Origin of the sequence: Pseudoalteromonas sp. 2CM32C (assembly GCF_023161925.1) — a bacterium.
Lineage (GTDB): Bacteria > Pseudomonadota > Gammaproteobacteria > Enterobacterales > Alteromonadaceae > Pseudoalteromonas > Pseudoalteromonas marina.
Window position 1 is genome coordinate 1 of record NZ_JALNTI010000005.1, and the last position, 19,001, is coordinate 19,001.

The 19,001-nt window shown below is 40.2% G+C and carries 18 protein-coding genes and 1 pseudogene; 14 read left to right on the forward strand and 5 right to left on the reverse strand.

What is annotated here, in order from left to right; all coding sequences use genetic code 11:
* Together MTF67_RS10740 and MTF67_RS10745 are read left to right on the forward strand one after the other, a co-directional pair.
* Positions 1–363, forward strand: a 363-nt coding sequence (locus tag MTF67_RS10740) for an elongation factor Tu (protein ID WP_248519527.1), incomplete at its 5' end; no start/stop codon positions are given.
* A 316-nt stretch (positions 364–679) separates the two neighbouring features.
* A pseudogene (locus MTF67_RS10745) lies at positions 680–2,146 on the forward strand (NAD(P)H-hydrate dehydratase).
* A gap of 11 nt (positions 2,147–2,157) precedes the next feature.
* On the opposite strand, the gene MTF67_RS10750 reads toward MTF67_RS10745, so the two are convergent.
* Positions 2,158–2,664 carry a hypothetical protein gene (locus MTF67_RS10750; protein WP_248519528.1) on the reverse strand — a complete coding sequence of 169 codons (507 nt, stop codon included), beginning with the start codon at positions 2,662–2,664 and terminating at the stop codon, positions 2,158–2,160.
* 87 nt (positions 2,665–2,751) lie between these two features.
* Complete coding sequence (locus MTF67_RS10755) at positions 2,752–2,907, reverse strand: hypothetical protein (RefSeq protein WP_170865579.1); 156 nt, start codon at positions 2,905–2,907, stop codon at positions 2,752–2,754.
* 842 nt (positions 2,908–3,749) lie between these two features.
* On the opposite strand from MTF67_RS10755, the gene MTF67_RS10760 reads away from it, so the two are divergent.
* A complete protein-coding gene (locus MTF67_RS10760) occupies positions 3,750–4,655 on the forward strand; it encodes an ABC transporter ATP-binding protein (protein ID WP_039037945.1) in 906 nt (301 codons plus the stop codon).
* Positions 4,655–6,187, forward strand: coding sequence for a hypothetical protein (locus tag MTF67_RS10765; RefSeq protein WP_248519529.1), 1,533 nt, complete (start codon positions 4,655–4,657; stop codon positions 6,185–6,187). Before MTF67_RS10760 ends, MTF67_RS10765 begins: the two co-directional genes overlap by 1 nt.
* Before the next feature lie 281 nt (positions 6,188–6,468).
* Here the strand turns inward: MTF67_RS10765 and groL are convergent, their stop codons facing one another.
* The 3 genes from groL to MTF67_RS10780 form a co-directional block, all read right to left on the reverse strand.
* Positions 6,469–8,118, reverse strand: coding sequence for a chaperonin GroEL (groL, locus tag MTF67_RS10770; RefSeq protein ID WP_006791253.1), 1,650 nt, complete (start codon positions 8,116–8,118; stop codon positions 6,469–6,471).
* A gap of 49 nt (positions 8,119–8,167) precedes the next feature.
* Positions 8,168–8,455 (reverse strand): co-chaperone GroES, encoded by a 288-nt coding sequence (locus tag MTF67_RS10775; RefSeq protein WP_006791252.1) that lies wholly within the window; start codon positions 8,453–8,455, stop codon positions 8,168–8,170.
* A gap of 110 nt (positions 8,456–8,565) precedes the next feature.
* Entirely contained in the window at positions 8,566–9,042 is a 477-nt protein-coding gene (locus MTF67_RS10780; protein ID WP_006791251.1) for an FxsA family protein, read from the reverse strand.
* Between the two features lie 170 nt (positions 9,043–9,212).
* Between MTF67_RS10780 and cutA the strand changes: the two genes are divergently transcribed.
* The 10 genes from cutA to hfq all read left to right on the forward strand — a co-directional run bounded on the left by cutA (position 9,213) and on the right by hfq (position 18,991).
* Entirely contained in the window at positions 9,213–9,533 is a 321-nt protein-coding gene (cutA, locus tag MTF67_RS10785) for a divalent-cation tolerance protein CutA (protein ID WP_006791250.1), read from the forward strand.
* Complete coding sequence (locus MTF67_RS10790; RefSeq protein WP_006791249.1) at positions 9,533–11,323, forward strand: protein-disulfide reductase DsbD; 1,791 nt, start codon at positions 9,533–9,535, stop codon at positions 11,321–11,323. Before cutA ends, MTF67_RS10790 begins: the two co-directional genes overlap by 1 nt.
* Positions 11,324–11,552: 229 nt before the next feature.
* Positions 11,553–12,005, forward strand: a complete 453-nt coding sequence (gene aroQ / locus MTF67_RS10795) for a type II 3-dehydroquinate dehydratase (protein WP_006791248.1) — start codon at positions 11,553–11,555, stop codon at positions 12,003–12,005.
* Between the two features lie 43 nt (positions 12,006–12,048).
* On the forward strand, positions 12,049–12,516 hold the full coding sequence (accB, locus tag MTF67_RS10800) for an acetyl-CoA carboxylase biotin carboxyl carrier protein (RefSeq protein WP_008128370.1): 468 nt from the start codon (positions 12,049–12,051) through the stop codon (positions 12,514–12,516).
* Between the two features lie 26 nt (positions 12,517–12,542).
* The gene (accC, locus tag MTF67_RS10805) at positions 12,543–13,883 is read left to right on the forward strand and encodes an acetyl-CoA carboxylase biotin carboxylase subunit (RefSeq protein WP_006791246.1); all 1,341 of its coding nucleotides are present in this window, start codon (positions 12,543–12,545) and stop codon (positions 13,881–13,883) included.
* Between the two features lie 126 nt (positions 13,884–14,009).
* A complete protein-coding gene (gene tsaE / locus MTF67_RS10810; RefSeq protein WP_248519530.1) occupies positions 14,010–14,474 on the forward strand; it encodes a tRNA (adenosine(37)-N6)-threonylcarbamoyltransferase complex ATPase subunit type 1 TsaE in 465 nt (154 codons plus the stop codon).
* A 31-nt stretch (positions 14,475–14,505) separates the two neighbouring features.
* Complete coding sequence (locus MTF67_RS10815) at positions 14,506–15,849, forward strand: N-acetylmuramoyl-L-alanine amidase (protein ID WP_248519531.1); 1,344 nt, start codon at positions 14,506–14,508, stop codon at positions 15,847–15,849.
* 36 nt (positions 15,850–15,885) lie between these two features.
* Positions 15,886–17,718, forward strand: a complete 1,833-nt coding sequence (gene mutL / locus MTF67_RS10820) for a DNA mismatch repair endonuclease MutL (RefSeq protein WP_248519532.1) — start codon at positions 15,886–15,888, stop codon at positions 17,716–17,718.
* A 10-nt stretch (positions 17,719–17,728) separates the two neighbouring features.
* Positions 17,729–18,646 (forward strand): tRNA (adenosine(37)-N6)-dimethylallyltransferase MiaA, encoded by a 918-nt coding sequence (gene miaA, locus MTF67_RS10825; RefSeq protein WP_248519533.1) that lies wholly within the window; start codon positions 17,729–17,731, stop codon positions 18,644–18,646.
* A gap of 81 nt (positions 18,647–18,727) precedes the next feature.
* On the forward strand, positions 18,728–18,991 hold the full coding sequence (gene hfq, locus MTF67_RS10830; RefSeq protein ID WP_006791241.1) for an RNA chaperone Hfq: 264 nt from the start codon (positions 18,728–18,730) through the stop codon (positions 18,989–18,991).
* Positions 18,992–19,001: the final 10 nt, after the last annotated feature.

Sequence of the window (19,001 nt, forward strand, 5' to 3'; positions counted from 1 at the left end):
ATTGGTGCACTATTACGTGGTACTAAGCGTGAAGACGTTGAACGTGGTCAAGTACTAGCTAAGCCTGGTTCAATCAATCCACACACTACATTCACTTCAGAAGTATACGTACTTTCTAAAGATGAAGGTGGTCGTCATACTCCATTCTTCAAAGGTTACCGTCCACAGTTCTACTTCCGTACAACTGACGTAACTGGTGACGTACAGTTACCAGAAGGCGTAGAAATGGTAATGCCTGGTGATAACATCAAGATGACAGTAACTCTAATCGCACCAATCGCGATGGATGAAGGTCTTCGTTTTGCTATCCGTGAAGGTGGCCGTACTGTAGGTGCTGGTGTTGTAGCAACTATCGTAGAGTAATAATTAACGTTTAAGTTAATTGTTAGAAAAAGGTCACTTAGGTGGCCTTTTTTAATGCCTGCAATTTGCCTCACGTGAAGGTGGCGCTCTTACCTCAGGCGTAGGTGCTTTGTAGCAACGTTCAATGAGTAATATTTAGCGTTTAAGTTTTTAATACCTGAATAAAAGTGATTAGTTTTCAGTTATCTGACCCGGATAAATATGTGATCTTTAGTACGTTTGAATAAACGAACTTACCTCGATTAAAAGCTCACAAAACTAGCCGCTCGATATGTGTATTTGATAAGGTAGGGTGTCACTTATTAGAGGGGTCTTCATGCTAAATAAACTAATATTTACTGCAAAAGAAGTTAGGGATAACGAGGCACTGGCTGCTAAAAATAGCCATTGTGAGTTATTTACCCTCATGCAGCGCGCTGGGCACGCTGCATTCAACGCTTGGCAAGACTTTAATGCAGAGCATACGTTAGTTGTTGTAGGGCATGGTAATAACGCTGGGGACGCTTATATTACCGCGAGCCTAATTAAGCAAGCGGGTAAGCGAGTAACTTTGTGTGCCGTTAACCCTGAAAAATCACTAACAGGAGATGCTGCAAAAGCGTTTAAGTTATGGCGTGATGAAGGCGGTGAAGTTAATGCTTATACGAGTGAGTTATTAAACCGAAGTGATTTAATTATAGATGCAATGCTAGGTACAGGGATCACAAGCTCGGTTCGCGATAATTTTGCTAAAATTATTAATGAAATTAACGCCAGTAATAAACCTGTATTGAGTATAGATGTACCCTCAGGTATCAGCGCAGATACTGGCCAACCTTTAGGTATTGCTATACAAGCAAGTAAAACAATAACCTTTGTTGGTACTAAGCAGGGGCTAACAACGGCTATAGGTAAACAACATTGCGGGGAGTTAATATTTGACGATCTAAATATTGGACCTGCATTTTTTGAGCTCGCTACTTCAAGCGGCACACTTATAAATATTAAGAGCTTTAAAAAGCTTGGTGCGCGTAACCTAAATAGCCATAAAGGAACTCATGGTAAACTCCTCTGTGTAGGTGGTAATGAGGGGACGGCTGGCGCAATTAGATTATCCAGCGAGGCCGCACTTAGAGCAGGTGCGGGTATGGTAAAAGTGTATACACATTCAAGTTCTGTAGTGCCTGTAAGCATTGGTAGGCCAGAATTAATGGTAACCAGTACTAATCTAAAAGAAGCGCTTGAGTGGGCTAGCTGCGTAGTAATAGGGCCAGGGCTTGGGCAGGACGAATGGGCACAATAAACGTTCGATGAAGTAATGCAATTTTGCCAAAATAATAAAATGCCATTAGTCATAGATGCCGATGCGCTAAATTTATTAGCCAAGCAAGCCTCATCGTACACAGTAAAGCAATGTGTACTTACACCGCACCCAGGAGAAGCATCCAGGCTATTAAGTGTAACGACTCAGGAAATTGAATCTAATAGATTTGAAAATTCCCGACTGTGTGCAAAGCGCTATAATGCGACTTGCGTATTAAAAGGTGCAGGCTCCTTAATTGATAATGCAGAGAACACGTGGGTGTGTGAAGACGGCAATCCGGCACTGGCCGTGGGTGGTAGTGGCGATGTACTCACTGGTATTATTGGTGCCTTACTGGCTCAAGGTTTAAATATTGATGAAGCAGCGCGATATGGCGTAACACTGCACGCTAAAGCCGGTGATATCGCCAGTGAGCGAGACGGGCAGCGAGGTATGCTACCCTCCGATTTATTTAGCATAGTGAGACAGCTGTTAAACTGACTTTTATTAGATTAGTGTTTAGTCACTTTGCTTAAAAGCTTGGTCAGAATGAGCTCTTTTTCCGCCTTAAGGAGTTTATCTTCAGTCGCTGCTTTTTCAATATTGGCAATCATTTCCAAGCGTGTAATTTTTTCATAGGCGAGCTCATTTTCATTCAGCTCACTAACCAATACAGGTTTTACTACCCCAAAGTTAGGGTCATCAACTTTGTTAAAATCAAACTCTGCATCTAAATACTCACCGTAAGGTACGTTGTAAATAACAGCAATCCAGAGTTTTTTTTGATTTACATCGTGAGAGCCTAACCAGTGTGTTTTCGGAACTAATATATCAGCCGAATAGTAAATATCATCATAGAAAAAATCGCCATCGATTCTAAAGTAAGCGAGTGACTCACCTTTACTGTCGGCCAGTTCAATTTCGGCCGTAAGTAATTCTTTTTCACTACCAACTAACTCAACAAAATCCTCTTTTCTTAGCCCTATGTAAGGGTTCTTAAATTTTTTACGTTGCTGCATTTAGTAATTAACTTCATAAATTATTTAATAATAAATGTACAGCGTTTCGCAAGCACTTGTCTATTGTTAGCTAATAAACGTAATCATTTATTCCATTTCTTCATCCGGCGGGTCGCCTGAGTCTTCCTTACGTTTACGCTGCTCTTGCTTCGCCTTTTGAACATTTTCGTAGGTAGGTGGCGGAATAGGCATCAGGGAAATAAGCGGAAAAAAAGCTAAAAATAAATATGCCCCTTTCGACATACTTTTACCCCAAGTAATCATTTTTAACAAAAGGCAAACTATTAAAAGCAGCAATGCAGATATTAGGGTTACAAGCACTGCGATGAAAGTAATTCCATTACTGTTAAGTATGTCCATGGTGTGGTTTTTTAATTTATACGTTATTACTATTTGGGGGTAAATTGAACAATAACAATAAAAAAGTACTAAAAAGTAAAAACCCAGCCGAGGCTGGGTTTTATATAAGCGAGGTGCTTAAACGGTGATGATTACATCATGCCGCCCATATAGAGTTTATCCAAATGTTTTTATTAAATTCGTTACATGGGAAAATAAGTGATACCCGACTTTATACCCTACCACCTCGAAATCATGGTTAACCGTCTGAATTGTAACAATTTTACTAGTTTATTTAGTGTGAATAACGTTTTATTCGGTTCCTAAGCAGTTCTAGCTAAGAAGTATATTCTTCTAAATAAATAGTCCGCTAATCTCATATTGCTGCCGGTCAAAAAGTTGTCTTGTGATGACCATTCAGTGCGCTTTAGTTTGTTTCACCGTATTCATTATTCCTAAAAAATGGACATTTAAAACGGCAACAACATGGCTTACTACATCGCCTTTACTCTTTTTCTTAAGATAATCAGTTTGGGCGGTTTAGTTAACTTCGGACTTAATTGATTGCTATGAGAAATGGATTTTATTTTGTTCATAACTTGTTCTTATTTCACCAATAGTTAGTTAAATTCACCATTTATTTTTATTACTTAAGTTGTTGTGTTTTTAATTCGTTGAATTTAAAGGAGTTATTGGTGGCGTTATTTTTGCTTAGTAATTAAATCTTGATTTATAAGGGAAGTACAATGTTATTGGATATTCAATCACTTAACCATCAATATCAGAGTGGCAAAAAAACTAAGTTTGCAATCAAATCACTGTCGCTGCAAGTTGAGCCGGGAATTTTGGGCTTGTTAGGTCCAAATGGTGCAGGAAAATCTAGCCTGATGCGAATTCTTGCAACGATTACCAAACCAACCCAAGGAAACATCTTCTGGCAAGGGCAAGACATTATTAAGTCACCTCAAGTATTGAGGAACGAATTGGGCTACTTGCCACAGTATTTTGGCGTCTATGATCAGTTATCTGGTATCGAGTTTTTGCAGTACATTGCTAGCTTAAAAGGATTAGATAAATCAACCGCAGATCACATAATTGAAGATTTACTTCATAAACTCAACCTAACGCATGCTGCGCATATGTCACTAAAGGGATATTCTGGCGGTATGAAACAGCGTATTGGTATTGCGCAGGCTCTACTTAATGATCCCAAGTTACTGATTATTGATGAACCAACCGTTGGCCTAGATCCACACGAACGTGCTAATTTTCGTCAGTTATTAACCGAGTTGGCAGGTGAACGTTGTATTCTATTCTCTACGCATATAGTGGCAGATGTTGAATCAATTGCCGATCGCATTGTGATTATGCACTCAGGCCATTTAATTCAATCAGAATCACCAAGTAAACTTCAAGATAAAGTCGCCAATAAATGCTGGCAACTAACGGTCAATTTCAGTGAACTTAAACATATCCAGCATGAATTCATTGTAAGCCATAGCGTGCGAAAAGAATCTAAGGTTGAACTAAATATTGTTGCTGACTTCTGCCCTGATGCAAGAGCCATTTCAAGACCACCGACTCTAGAAGATGCTTACCTTTATTTTACCAGCAACCGACAAGTTCAAACTGCCTATGCGAGGGCAAGTTAATGACTCAAGTATGGCAATGCATCACTGCTGATTTTAAACAACGAACCCGCCAGCAAAGCTTTGTAGTAACACTGCTGGCGATGTCGGTATTAACATTACTTTTTTTCCCTTCCCCTGATGCCCATTATCAAACGCTAGTGATTAATGGTTATCGTGGCATCTACAATAGCGCTTGGCTTGGTGTATGCCTAGCGATGTTGAACGTTTTATTTTTACCGATTATCTGTTTTTATCTGGTCAAAAATGCGCTTGAATTAGACCGACAATCAATGACGGGAGAGCTCATCGCAGCCACTCCTATTAGTAAACTGACTTTTTTATTAGCCAAATGGTGCACGAGTGTACTTATTTTGGTTTCTATTGTGCTGGTTATGCTACTGAGTAGTATTTTGATTCAGATTTATTATGGTGAAAGTTATCAAATAAATCTTTGGGCGTTGATATGGCCTCAGGTAGTTTTTGTCTTGCCAATACTATTAACAATTGCCGCTATCGCGATAATGTTTGAGTCAATTGAATGGCTTAAAGGCGGGTTAGGCAACGTCGTTTATTTTTTCTTATGGATTGGCTCCATTGTTCAAACCATTGAAAGCATGTCTGGGATTGGAGCATTACTCGATCATTTAGATGCAGAAGTTGCCGAACGTTTTCCATTACAGCAAGGTGATACAAATATAGGGGTAAGTATCACTAATGCAGCAGATGAGATAAACACTTTCGTTTGGCAAGGAATAGAGCCGACAATAGCCAGCCTATGGGGTGCCCTGCCTTTACTTTTTATTTGTCTTAGTTGTTTAGCATTAGCGTTTATATTTTTTGACCGTTTTAGCAAAAATTCAACACCTGAAAATAAGCAATCTTCATGGTTGAATTTCACCTTAAAAGCTAGAGTGACTGACCTACTTGATATTTTCTTTGTTGCTTTAACCAAGCATTTTTCTTTTACTCGCTTATTACGATTAGAGTTAAAATTAATACTCAAAGGTCATTCAGTGTATTGGTTTTTCGGTTTGCTGGTGTTAAATATTTTTCAATTGTTTATCAGTCAAGATTTGCTTGTTAGCCTTGTTTTACCTATTTCGTGGTTATGGTGTGTTTTGGTGATCTCTCAACTAGGGCAATTAGAAAAACAAGCGAATACTGTAGAGTTAGTTACTTACAGTAAACAATCATCTATTTTACAAAGCTTGGCCTGCTATTGTGCCGCTTCGATATTATTAGTCTTAGCAAGCATGGGCAGCTTTATCCGCTTTACTGGAAGTGCTGAGTGGTTGTTACTCGTCCAATTGATTATCGCCATTTCATTTACCGTATCGCTAGCCTATTTCTGTGGCGCGTTTACTGGAACAAAACGGATGTTTGAAGTGCTTTATCCTGCACTTTGGTACATAGGACCAATTCAAACAGCATTATATGTCGATTTTTTTGGTGTTAATAGCCAAGCAAGTTGGCAGGCCGGAGTTCCTTATTATTTTGTAGCTATTTCAATAAGCTTACTCATGTTAACGGTTAGTGCCAAAAGCACACGTTAATCTATGTATATAGTAGGGTTCGTTGTAGATCTCTTGCTTGTATTTGATACGTTGAATTGTTTGATAAGCCAATAACAGTCCTTTATAGGAAAGTTGCTAACGGCAGTGATGAGTTGTGAAGCAGGTAATAGGTTTGACTGGAAGATAGCTTTCGCTTTGTTCACAATTGATACATATCAAAACTGTTATTAGATATTCATAAATAGCTAATAAAAAAGCCCAAATATTGCTATTCGGGCTTTCAAAAATTTTAGTAGATTAAGCGGTAATAGAAAAATCTATTACATCATGCCGCCCATGCCACCCATTCCGCCCATACCACCCATATCAGGGGCACCAGCAGCTTCTTCTTTAGGGATTTCAGCAACCATTGCTTCAGTTGTGATCATTAGACCCGCAATAGACCCTGCAAATTGTAGTGCAGAGCGCGTTACTTTAGTTGGATCTAGGATACCCATTTCAATCATGTCATTGTATTCGCCAGTTGCTGCGTTGTAACCGTAGTTACCTTCGCCACCTTTAACTGCGTTAATAACAACAGATGCTTCGTCACCCGCGTTAGTTACGATTTGACGAAGAGGTGCTTCCATCGCACGAAGGGCAACTTTAACACCGTGGTTTTGATCTTCGTTATCGCCAAGTAGTTCAACTAGCTTGCTAGCTGCACGTACTAGAGCAACACCGCCACCCGGTACTACGCCTTCTTCAACCGCTGCACGAGTTGCATGTAATGCATCTTCAACACGGTCTTTTTTCTCTTTCATTTCAATTTCAGTTGCTGCGCCTACTTTAATTACTGCAACACCGCCGGCAAGTTTAGCCATACGCTCTTGTAGTTTTTCTTTATCGTAGTCTGATGTTGCTTCTTCAATTTGTGCTTTAATTTGAGAAACACGACCGGTAATGCCTTCTTCTTCGCCAGCACCATCGATGATAGTTGTATCGTCTTTAGTGATAACAACGCGCTTAGCTGTACCTAGGTCTTCAACTGTTGCTTTTTCAAGCTCAAGGCCAATTTCTTCAGAAATAACAGTACCGCCAGTTAATACGGCGATATCTTGTAACATCGCTTTACGACGGTCGCCAAAACCAGGAGCTTTAACCGCTGATACCTTAACAATGCCGCGCATGTTGTTAACTACAAGCGTTGCAAGTGCTTCGCCTTCAAGATCTTCAGCAATGATTAATAGTGGCTTGCTTGCTTTAGCAACTGCTTCTAATGTAGGTAGTAGCTCACGAATGTTAGATACTTTTTTATCTACAAGTAGAATAAATGGGTTATCTAATTCAACTGCGCCTTTTTCAGCGTTGTTAATGAAGTAAGGAGATAGGTAACCACGGTCAAACTGCATGCCTTCTACAACATCTAATTCGTTCTCTAGTGATTGACCTTCTTCAACAGTAATAACACCTGTATTACGGCCTACTTTTTCCATTGCTTCTGCAATGATGTCGCCAATTTCTTTATCAGAGTTAGCTGAAATAGTACCTACTTGAGCAATAGCTTTAGTATCAGCACAAGGAACAGAAAGCGCCTTAAGCTCTGCAACAGCAGCAATGATTGCTTTATCAATACCACGTTTAAGGTCCATTGGGTTCATGCCTGCAGCAACCGCTTTAAGGCCTTCATTAACAATAGACTGTGCAAGTACTGTAGCGGTAGTTGTACCATCGCCGGCTGCATCATTTGCTTTAGATGCAACTTCTTTAACCATTTGCGCGCCCATGTTTTCAAACTTATCTTCAAGTTCGATTTCTTTTGCTACAGATACACCATCTTTAGTGATCACTGGAGAGCCAAACGATTTGTCTAGTACAACGTTACGGCCTTTAGGACCTAATGTAACTTTAACTGCGTTTGCTAGGATGTTTACGCCAGTTAGCATTTTAGCGCGTGCGTCACCTGCAAAAAGTACTTCTTTAGCTGCCATGTTTTAAATTCCTCTAAATTCTTAAATGTGTGTTAAACGAAAAGTAGGCTTAGCCTACAATGCCTAAAATGTTGTCTTCACGCATGATCAGGTACTCTTGACCTTCGATCTTTTCAGTTTTCTCAACATATGAGCCAAATAACACAGTGTCACCGGCTTTTACTTCTAAAGCTCTAACGTCACCGTTATCTAAAATACGACCATTACCTACGGCTACTACTTCTCCGCGAGTTGATTTTTCAGCTGCAGAGCCAGTTAATACAATACCGCCAGCAGATTTTGTTTCTTCTTCTAGACGTTTAACGATTACGCGATCTTGTAAAGGACGAATGTTCATGTTTTTTAGTTCTCCTAACAGTTTCTGAACAGTACAGAAAAAAGCTTTTCTAATTTGCATTCATTAATGGGGGTAGAGTAAAAAATTCCAAGAGAAAAAATGATAAATTTTTAATCTTTTCGTTCAAACTCACCATCAATGGTTGTTGGTTGTTCGGTTTGTTGCTGGTCACGCATCGAATGCGGTTGTTGAGCGTATGGGGAAGGACCTTGTTGCATACCTGCACTCATTCTCACAGTTGCCTGACTTGCAAGGCCTGCAGCTAATTTATTACGAATTGCAGGGGTTAATAAAAGTAAACCAAAAACGTCAGTCATGATGCCTGGCGTTAACAATAGTACACCGGCAATAATTACGCATATTCCCGTGAATAATTCTTTAGCAGGCATCTGGCCTTGCGCCATTTGCGTTTGCGCATTTTGAAGCGCGCCCATACCTTGTTGTTTCACCATCTTAGCGCCTAAAATTGCGGTAATAACCACTAATGCAATCGTCGCTACACCCCCTATTACGTCGCTTACTTGAATTAACAAGGCGATTTCGATAATAGGAATGATAATAAACAACACAAATAAAAATCTAAACATAATGCTCTCTAAATAAGGTACTCGTAAGAGTTGATGAAATATAAGTGAGGGTTAATAGGTCTCTTTTCAAGGTTAATGCGTAGGTAGTGTCATTTAACTGGATTTCTACACATTGGCTTACCTATCAGATACTATGAAGCTAGACATCGTTCAACAAGTAAAGGTTCATAATGAATACACAATTTAAATTAATTTTTACTACCTGTAAAAACGAGGCTGAAGCACGCATGCTTGGTAAAGCTTTGGTAGAAAAAAAGCTGGCCGCGTGTGTCAATATTTTACCAGCAATGTCTTCTATTTATATGTGGGAGGGCGAGGTAAAAGAAATGACAGAAGTTAAAATGCTAGTTAAAACCAAAACAGAGAAAATGAACGATGTGTTTTTAACTATAAAAGCGATGCATAGCTACGAAGTACCTGAGATACAAGTTATTGACATAACAACCGGGAACTTGGCTTATTTTAACTGGATGGATGAGGTATTACATTAATGCGCTTTTTGTTTTTGCTATTAGTGACATTATTAATAGCCCCTGCAAAGGCTACATCAAATAATGTGCTTAATGATTTATTAGCGCCCACGCAGCAAACCTTTTTACCCGTAACACAAGCGTTTGAGTTTGACTTTGATCAGCAAGGTCGCACCTTGTTTATAGGGTGGGATATTGCGCCAGGTTACTATTTATATAAGCAAAAAATAGAGATACTCGCTAAAGATGCCAGCATTGATGTAGGAAGCTTAGGTGATGGCGAGATTATCGAAGATGAATTTTTTGGTAAAACAGAGGTGTTTTTTCAAAGCGTTAGTATCATCAGTAAGCTGAGTGACGTAAATGAAGGCGCCGTAGTCAAAGTGCGTTATCAAGGCTGTGCTGAGGCTGGACTCTGTTACCCGCCTGAAGTTATCACTATTCCATTGAGTGTGATTGCAGGCGAGCAATCGCAAAATGCAACACCGTCTAATGCTGCAAGCGCATTAACCGAATCAACATCGCAACCGGATGCTGCTATAACTAAAAAAGATCTTTCTTTTACTGAGCAACTGGCAAGTCAAAGTTTAGCTATTAACTTATTAGTATTTTTTGCAGTGGGTGTGGGGCTTGCTTTTACACCATGTGTGTTCCCGATGTTTCCTATTTTGTCGAGCTTAATTGCTGGGCAACAAAATTTATCAACTAAAAAAGCCTTTGCACTTTCGTTCGTATACATACAAGGCATGGCGGTAACTTATGCGGCATTAGGGCTAGTTGTTGCAGCATTAGGTGGACAAGTACAAGGGTATTTACAGCACCCCTATGTACTTATTAGCTTTAGCTTATTGTTTGTATTACTGGCTATGTCGATGTTTGGTTGGTACGAAATAAAACTCCCTAGCAGTGTGATGAATAAACTCACGCAGGTAAGTAATAATCAAAAAGGTGGCAACTATGTTGGTGTATTTTTGATGGGGGTATTATCCGGTTTAATTGCATCACCTTGTACTACGGCGCCGCTATCAGCCGCTTTATTATACGTTGCGCAAAGTGGTGATTACTTAGTGGGCGGGCTAACGTTGTATGTATTAAGTTTAGGCATGGGGTTGCCTTTATTATTGCTTGGTACATCGGGTGGTAAATTGCTACCTAAAGCAGGCGGTTGGATGGAGCAAGTTAAAACCTTATTTGGCTTTGTAATGTTGGTTGTTCCACTAATATTGTTAGAACGTTTGATCAGCGCCAACATTATATTACTTATGGCAGGTATATTGGCGTTAGCTGCTGCTTTGTACTTACACCATTGGCAAAGTAATCAGCAGCAAAGTAAATTAAAAACAGCTTTATGGTTTGCAGCCATGTTGTTGGTATTTACTGGATTTAGTTTAGCTAAAGACTATTTTTGGCCTGTACAAGTCCAAGTAAACGCACAAAAAAACGAGTTTAAACACGTTGCCAATTTAGCCGAATTAAAAGTCGCGGTCGATGATGCCAATAAACAAGGTCGACTTGTTATGGTCGATTTATACGCCGATTGGTGTGTTGCGTGTAAAGAGTTTGAACATTACACCTTTCCTGATGAAAATGTGCAAAAGGAGTTTAGCCATTATCAGTTAATTCAAATCGATTTAACTGAAAGTGATAGTAAAACTATTGAGCTAATGGAAGAGTATGACGTGTTCGGGTTACCGAGTATTTTGTTTTTTAATACTCAAGGGCAAGAGCTAAGCACGTTGCGAGTGACAGGCTTTTTAAATGCTGAGGATTTTGCTAAACACCTTGCTACAGTGCGTGCCAGCGCACAATAATAGTGCAATAAAGCCACTTAAGTTTACTAAGTGGCTTTGTTATTTATACCTTTCAAAATGTACCTTAAATAGTGATTGGACCAGTATTTTGCTGTTATTTACGTCGAAATCACTATAATACCCAGCTAACGTGAGAAAATGTTGCAATTTAGCTTTTTTATGCTTAGTTTAAAGTTAAAAAATAGCTGGCAATGGCTTAACTCATTACTTAGAGGGTATATCGCGTATTATGGCTGCAAAATTAAAGATTTTAGTTGTTAATGGTCCAAATTTAAACATGCTAGGAAAGCGCGAGCCAGAAAAATACGGTACGCAAACACTTAGCGAGATTATGAGCGAACTAACGAATACCGCTAATAGTCTGAATGTTGAACTTACGCACTTTCAAAGTAATGGTGAGCAAGCGCTCATAGAACGAATTCATAATGCTTGGCAAGCGGTTGATTGTATCATTATTAACCCCGCAGCATTTACGCATACAAGCGTTGCATTACGTGATGCATTGTTAAGTGTTGATATTCCGTTTTATGAGGTGCACTTGAGCAATGTGCACGCACGTGAAGCTTTTCGCCATCATTCTTATTTTTCAGATGTGGCACAAGGCGTTATATGTGGATTAGGTGCAATGGGTTACCACGCAGCATTAAATGCAGCGGTTAACCGGTCGCAAAACGCAATTTAATTTAGAAATTAACACACTAACAAACTAACAGGCGGGTCGTGTAATGGATATTCGCAAGATAAAAAAACTTATCGAATTAGTAGAAGAATCGGGCATTGCGGAACTAGAAATCACTGAAGGTGAAGAGTCGGTACGCATAAACCGTAACAACATGAGTGCGGGTCCAGCTTACCCACAATTTGCACCACAACAATATGCGCCAGCTCCTGCACAGCAAGCCCCAGCCCCTGCTGCCCCTGTAGCAGTTGAAGCAGAAGCTGCGCCTGCTGCACCAACGGGTCATCAAGTTAAATCACCTATGGTTGGTTCATTTTACTCAGCATCTTCTCCAGAGGCACCTGCTTACGTAGAAGTAGGCTCTAAAGTTAATGTAGGCGATACACTGTGTATCATTGAAGCCATGAAAATGATGAACCAAATTGAAGCTGATAAAGCGGGTACTGTACGCGCAATTTTAGCTGAAAATGGCGAGCCAATTGAATTTGATCAACCTCTATTCATCATTGACTAATAGCATAACGTAAAAGGCCAACTCTAATGTTAGATAAAGTAGTCATAGCAAACCGAGGTGAAATAGCACTTCGTATATTGCGCGCCTGCAAAGAGCTTGGGATCAAAACGGTTGCTGTTCATTCAACGGCGGATCGCGATCTTAAGCATGTATTGCTTGCAGATGAAACCATCTGTATTGGTAAGCCATCAGCAACAGATAGTTATTTAGATATACCGCGCATTATTGCTGCGGCTGAAATAACTGATGCGGTAGCGATTCACCCAGGTTATGGTTTTCTTGCAGAAAACGCAGATTTTGCAGACCAAGTTGAGCAAAGTGGTTTTGTATTTATTGGACCAAAAGGCGACACAATTCGTCTAATGGGCGATAAAGTATCTGCTATTGCCGCAATGCGTAAAGCTGGCGTTCCATGTGTACCGGGTTCTGATGGTCCTGTAACAGACGATAACGAACGCAACATGCAAATTGCTAAGCGCATTGGTTATCCGGTTATTATTAAAGCAGCTGGCGGCGGCGGTGGTCGTGGTATGCGTGTAGTACGCAATGAATCTGAATTAGTGAATTCAATTTCACTAACGCAGCAAGAAGCTAAACAGTTTTTTGGTAATGGTATGGTTTACATGGAGAAATACCTTGAAAACCCACGTCATATCGAAGTACAAGTATTAGCCGACGGACAAGGTAATGCAGTTCACTTAGGTGAACGCGATTGTTCAATGCAGCGCCGTCATCAAAAGGTAGTTGAAGAGGCTCCTGCTCCAGGCATAACAGCTGAAACACGTAAGTTTATTGGTGAGCGTTGTACACGTGCGTGTATTGAAATTGGTTACCGTGGCGCGGGTACGTTTGAGTTTTTATACGAAAACGGCGAGTTTTACTTCATTGAAATGAATACCCGTATTCAGGTTGAGCATCCAGTAACAGAAATGGTTACGGGTATTGACTTAATCAAAGAACAGCTAAAAATAGCAGCGGGTCAGCCATTATCGTTCACGCAAGACGACGTCGTTATTCGTGGCCATGCGATTGAGTGTAGAATTAATGCTGAAGACCCTGAAACGTTTATCCCGTCACCGGGTAAAATTACACGTTTTCACCCCGCTGGTGGGTTAGGTATTCGTTGGGACAGCCATATTTATGCTGACTACACTGTACCACCTCACTACGATTCAATGGTTGGCAAGCTAATTACTTACGGTGAAAACCGTGATGTGGCTATTGCCCGTGCACGTAATGCACTAAACGAATTAGTAATTGATGGAATTAAAACTAATACTCCTTTGCATAAGCGTATTCTTGCAGATGAGAATTTCCAAAATGGTGGAACTAATATCCACTACCTTGAGAAAAAGTTAGGGTTGTAATCTTCCTAAATTAAAAAAACCGGCTTAGGCCGGTTTTTTTATACCTGAAACTTCAATTTATCGCCATAAATAAATAATCTGGTATGATTAGCTAATATGCGCTTTTAAGTTAATTTTGAGGTAATAATGACCCATAGTTTTGAATCTCACTTAAATGATGAACTTGCAACTGTTGCAATGGGTAAGCAAGTAGCAGCAATTATTGAGCAAGGTGCTGTGATTTATTTACATGGTGATTTAGGCGCTGGTAAAACGACGTTTACACGTGGTGTAGTGCAAGGCTTTGGGCATACAGGTAAAGTTAAGAGCCCAACATATACACTGGTTGAACCCTATGAGCTTGACCGTGCAAACGTTTATCACTTTGACTTGTATCGTTTAGGTGATCCAGAAGAACTTGAATTTATGGGTATACGCGATTATTTTTCACCGCAGGCTATTTGTGTTGTTGAATGGCCAGAAAAGGGTGGAGAGTTTATTCCTGTACCCGATTTAGATATAACGCTAAGCTATGTAGGTGACGAGCGTAAAATTGTGTTCAAAAGTACCAGTGAACGTGGTGCAGCAATTGTCGATAAACTAAAAAAATAAATAATAAAATAGTGAAGGCAGTAATTATCAAATGAATCGAGGCGCAGTTAAACTCTCAGTTTCTCTTATGATTTTCATCATGAGCTTTTCTTTGTGGGCACAAAACACGATAAATAGTGTGCGTGTGTGGCCATCTCCAGATAGTACACGCGTTGTATTTGATTTAGACGATAAACCCGATTTTAGTTATTTTATGCTAAAAAACCCAAGCCGCTTAGTGGTTGACCTAGAAAACACCAAAGAGCTTAAAGTACTACCCGGTGTGCCACCTAAGCACCAAATTGTTAGAAAATTACGTTACTCAAAGCCCAAAAATAAGCAAAGCGTTCGTTTAGTATTTGAGCTAAGCGCACCCGTAAAACCAGTGCTATTTGCGCTTGCGCCTACTGGGCCATACAAAAATAGGCTTGTGGTCGATTTATATAATAAAAGTGAACCAGAACCAGTGGCTTCACCTGCACAAAAAGCTGCTAAAAAACGTCAACTTAGCCAAGAACGCGATATTGTAATTGCTATCGATGCAGGGCATGGCGGTGAGGACCCTGGCTCAATAGGGCCATCAGGCACGTATGAAAAAACGGTCACGTTGCAAATAGCTAAGCGTCTTGAGCGAATGATAGACGCTGAGCGGGGCATGATTTCGCGTATGGTACGAAGTGGCGATTACTTTGTAAAACTTAATACGAGAACAAACAGAGCACGAGAGAAAAAAGCCGACTTTTTTGTGTCTATTCACGCTGATGCATTTACAAGCCCTGGTCCCAATGGTGCATCGGTATGGGTATTGTCATTACGAAGAGCTAATTCTGAAATAGGTAAATGGATAGAAGATAAAGAAAAGCATTCCGAGTTGCTCGGTGGTGCAGCCGATGTAATGAAAGATGCGGCTAACGAAAAATACTTAGCGCAGGCATTACTTGATATGTCGATGGATCATTCAATGAAAACCGGCTTAAACGTTGCTGAAGAAGTGGTTAAAGAGCTACGAAAAGTTGCAAAGCTTCATAAAAAAGACCCGCAACATGCTAGCCTTGCGGTTCTTAAGTCGCCAGATATTCCCTCTATTTTGGTCGAAACGGGGTTTATATCTAACCCGCGAGAAGAAAAATTATTGAAAAGTGCAAATCATCAAGAGCGTTTAGCCAAGGCTATGTTCACCTCAATTAAAAATTACTATTTGAAAAACCCACCAGATGATTCGTTGTTTGCAAAATTAAAGTCGCAATACCCTACAAAACATAAAGTACGTCCGGGTGAATCTTTAAGTATGTTGGCAAGCCGTTATGGGGTCAGCATAAGTAAAATAAAAAAAGTAAATAAACTAAATTCAAACACGCTTTTTATTGGTCAAGAGCTCGACATACCACAGAGTTAATTACATAAATCTGCACGCAGTTTGCTAGGAAATATCATGAATATTGAAATACTACCTGCCCGTTTAGCCAACCAGATTGCCGCAGGTGAAGTGGTTGAGCGTCCAGCATCGGTAGTAAAAGAGCTTGTTGAAAATAGCCTTGATGCTGGCGCTACTCGTATTCAAATAGAGATAGAGCGTGGTGGCCATAAGCTTATTCGTATTCGTGATAATGGCTCGGGTATAGGTAAAGAAGAGCTCACACTTGCGCTTTCTCGCCATGCGACAAGTAAGTTAAAGTCGCTTGATGATTTAGAAAATATTTGTTCACTAGGTTTTAGGGGCGAGGCATTAGCTTCAATTAGCTCAGTATCGCGATTAACCCTCAGCTCCAAACCAAAGACTCAAGACGCTGCTTGGCAAGCATTTGCAGAAGGCCGTGATATGGCTGTGCAAGTTAAGCCGGTTGCTCACCCTGATGGCACCACCATTGAGGTTAAAGATCTATTTTTTAATACCCCTGCACGGCGCAAATTTTTACGTACCGAAAAAACAGAGTTTACCCATATTGATGAGCTCATTAAGCGTATAGCGCTTAGCCGGTTTGATGTATCGATTACGCTGACTCATAACGAAAAAGTAGTTAGGCAATACCGCGCAAAAACAGATCCCGCTCACGCCATAACTCGCGTTGCACAAGTTGCGGGTAAGGCGTTTGCAGAGCAAGGACTTCATATTCAATCTGGGGAAGCAGGGCTTCAACTGCATGGCTGGGTTTTACCGGTAGGCTCTGTAAATACAACGCAGTACACGTATGTAAATAATCGTATGATGCGCGATAAGCTCATTTTACACGCTATTCGTCAGGCATTTGAAGAAGCTAGTGGGGTACAAGAGCTACCAGGGTTTGTAATTTATATTGATATTGACCCACGCCAAGTTGATGTAAATGTACACCCAGCAAAGCATGAAGTACGTTTTCATCAAGGTCGCTTAGTACATGACTTTATTTTACAAGCGATCAAGCAAGTTGTTGTGCCATTGCAAGGTGAGTTTAACAATGAAGCGGTAACGACAGCTGATGATCATTTACCTGCATTTACTCATGCCATGCATCCGTCGACATCTAAAAATGAGACTAGCGGCGGTTACGATTATCCTAAATCTCAGTTACAACCAAATTATTCAGGTAGTTCAAGTTCAACTGGTGCAAAAAGTAGTGGTGGTGAATACAGAGCATCATCAAGTGCAAACCATCAAGACGTGAATGCGTTTTATCAGGGAGTGGGTGAACAACATGCTGCGCACTTTGATGTCGTGGCGCAAACCACTCAGCAAGATTCATCAGTACCGGAACAAAGTGCTGTGAGTATGGTATCTATTATTAGTTTGCATGATGGAAACTGTGTCTTTAGTGCGCAGCAGCAGCTATTTTGCTCACATTTTAAATACGCCATAGTTGATGATTGGCATGAGCAAATTAAAGAGCAAGGTAGCCTTGAAGGTAAAGCATTGTTATTACCTGTCAGGGTTAATTTATCAAAAGAAGACTGTTTGCTAATCGAAGGGCAGCAATCGTGGTTCACGCTGCTTGGCTTTGAATTGGTGATAGAGAAGCAGTTTGTCATGGTTAAAAAGCTGCCATCATGTTTGTATTTACTTGATGTAAGTAATGCTGTTAATGAGTTACTAAGCGCGTGTAAAAAGCAGTTTGAGAACATAGAAGATTGGTTAAATTGGCAGGCCGAATGTATACCGCCGCGTTTTTATGCTAGCAACGTATTTATAACTCAACAAATGCGCTTACAAAATAATCCGCAAACTATTGAACGCTTGCGTGAAAAAGCAGTTAAAATAGAGCTAAGTCAGTATTTAGCGCAATTAAATTAGGGTGTTCGTGTTGAGTCAATTACCAGTTATATTTTTAATGGGTCCCACTGCTGCAGGTAAAACAGCATTGGCTATTTCTTTGTGCGAGCATTTAAATACAGAGATAATCAGCGTCGATTCAGCATTAGTGTACAAAGGTATGGACATTGGCACTGCAAAACCTGATTCAGAAGAATTGGCTCGCGCTCCACATCATCTTATTGATCTGCTTGACCCGAGTGAAACGTATTCTGTTGCAGATTTTAGACGTGATGCAATAAAAAAAATTGATGAATTTCATCAACAAGGTAAAGTACCTGTATTAGTTGGAGGTACAATGCTGTACTTCAAGGCACTTATTGATGGTTTATCGCCTCTGCCTGAGGCAGACCCAGCTATAAGGACTCAACTTGAAGCAGAGGCTAGTGAGTTTGGCTGGCCACACTTGTATCAAGAACTCGTGAAAATAGATCCACAAGCGGCACAAAAAATGAGTGAAAACGACTCGCAAAGAATTAACCGTGCGCTGGAGGTATATCGATTAACCGGTAAAACAATGACTGAACTGCAAAAGCAAAAGCAGCCACCTTTACCGTATACTTTTCATCAATTTGCCATCGCGCCGCAAGAGCGAAGTGAATTACATCAACGAATTGAAGAAAGGTTTAAAATAATGATAGATCAGGGGTTTGAAAATGAAGTTTCGGCCTTATATCTACGTAAAGATTTACATCACAATATGCCTTCTATTCGTTGTGTGGGCTATAGACAGATGTGGGATTACCTTGCGGGTGAAGTAAGTCATGATGAAATGGTATTTCGAGGTATCGCAGCAACCCGGCAATTGGCTAAACGTCAATTAACTTGGTTGAGAAGTTGGCCTGATGTTACTTGGTTAACAACCGGCGATGAAGAAAACTTGCATCATGTAGTAAGTTCGCTAAGCTAGTAGTAGTTGGATATGATTTAGCTTTATTAAATGAGTTCAGCCACTTAATTATAATAACACCTAGAACGAAGGAAGAATAACATGGCAAAAGGCCAATCGTTACAAGACCCATTTTTGAATGCACTACGTCGTGAGCGCATTCCAGTATCAATCTTTTTGGTTAATGGCATAAAATTACAAGGTAAAATCCAGTCATTTGATCAATTTGTTATTTTACTTGAAAACACGGTAAACCAAATGGTTTACAAACACGCAATTTCAACAGTTGTACCTGCTCGCGCAGTCAACTTCCAAGGTGTTCAAGGGAGCGATGACACTGAAGAACCAGAAGCTGGAAACTTTTAATTAGGAGCGT

Bases quoted from the DNA above. Each gene is read 5' to 3' on its own strand.
- MTF67_RS10750 (WP_248519528.1), bottom strand. From the start codon at position 2,664: ATGCAGCAACGTAAAAAATTTAAGAACCCTTACATAGGGCTAAGAAAA.
- MTF67_RS10755 (WP_170865579.1), bottom strand. From the start codon at position 2,907: ATGTCGAAAGGGGCATATTTATTTTTAGCTTTTTTTCCGCTTATTTCC.
- MTF67_RS10760 (WP_039037945.1), top strand. From the start codon at position 3,750: ATGTTATTGGATATTCAATCACTTAACCATCAATATCAGAGTGGCAAA.
- MTF67_RS10765 (WP_248519529.1), top strand. From the start codon at position 4,655: ATGACTCAAGTATGGCAATGCATCACTGCTGATTTTAAACAACGAACC.
- groL (WP_006791253.1), bottom strand. From the start codon at position 8,118: ATGGCAGCTAAAGAAGTACTTTTTGCAGGTGACGCACGCGCTAAAATG.
- MTF67_RS10775 (WP_006791252.1), bottom strand. From the start codon at position 8,455: ATGAACATTCGTCCTTTACAAGATCGCGTAATCGTTAAACGTCTAGAA.
- MTF67_RS10780 (WP_006791251.1), bottom strand. From the start codon at position 9,042: ATGTTTAGATTTTTATTTGTGTTGTTTATTATCATTCCTATTATCGAA.
- cutA (WP_006791250.1), top strand. From the start codon at position 9,213: ATGAATACACAATTTAAATTAATTTTTACTACCTGTAAAAACGAGGCT.
- MTF67_RS10790 (WP_006791249.1), top strand. From the start codon at position 9,533: ATGCGCTTTTTGTTTTTGCTATTAGTGACATTATTAATAGCCCCTGCA.
- aroQ (WP_006791248.1), top strand. From the start codon at position 11,553: ATGGCTGCAAAATTAAAGATTTTAGTTGTTAATGGTCCAAATTTAAAC.
- accB (WP_008128370.1), top strand. From the start codon at position 12,049: ATGGATATTCGCAAGATAAAAAAACTTATCGAATTAGTAGAAGAATCG.
- accC (WP_006791246.1), top strand. From the start codon at position 12,543: ATGTTAGATAAAGTAGTCATAGCAAACCGAGGTGAAATAGCACTTCGT.
- tsaE (WP_248519530.1), top strand. From the start codon at position 14,010: ATGACCCATAGTTTTGAATCTCACTTAAATGATGAACTTGCAACTGTT.
- MTF67_RS10815 (WP_248519531.1), top strand. From the start codon at position 14,506: ATGAATCGAGGCGCAGTTAAACTCTCAGTTTCTCTTATGATTTTCATC.
- mutL (WP_248519532.1), top strand. From the start codon at position 15,886: ATGAATATTGAAATACTACCTGCCCGTTTAGCCAACCAGATTGCCGCA.
- hfq (WP_006791241.1), top strand. From the start codon at position 18,728: ATGGCAAAAGGCCAATCGTTACAAGACCCATTTTTGAATGCACTACGT.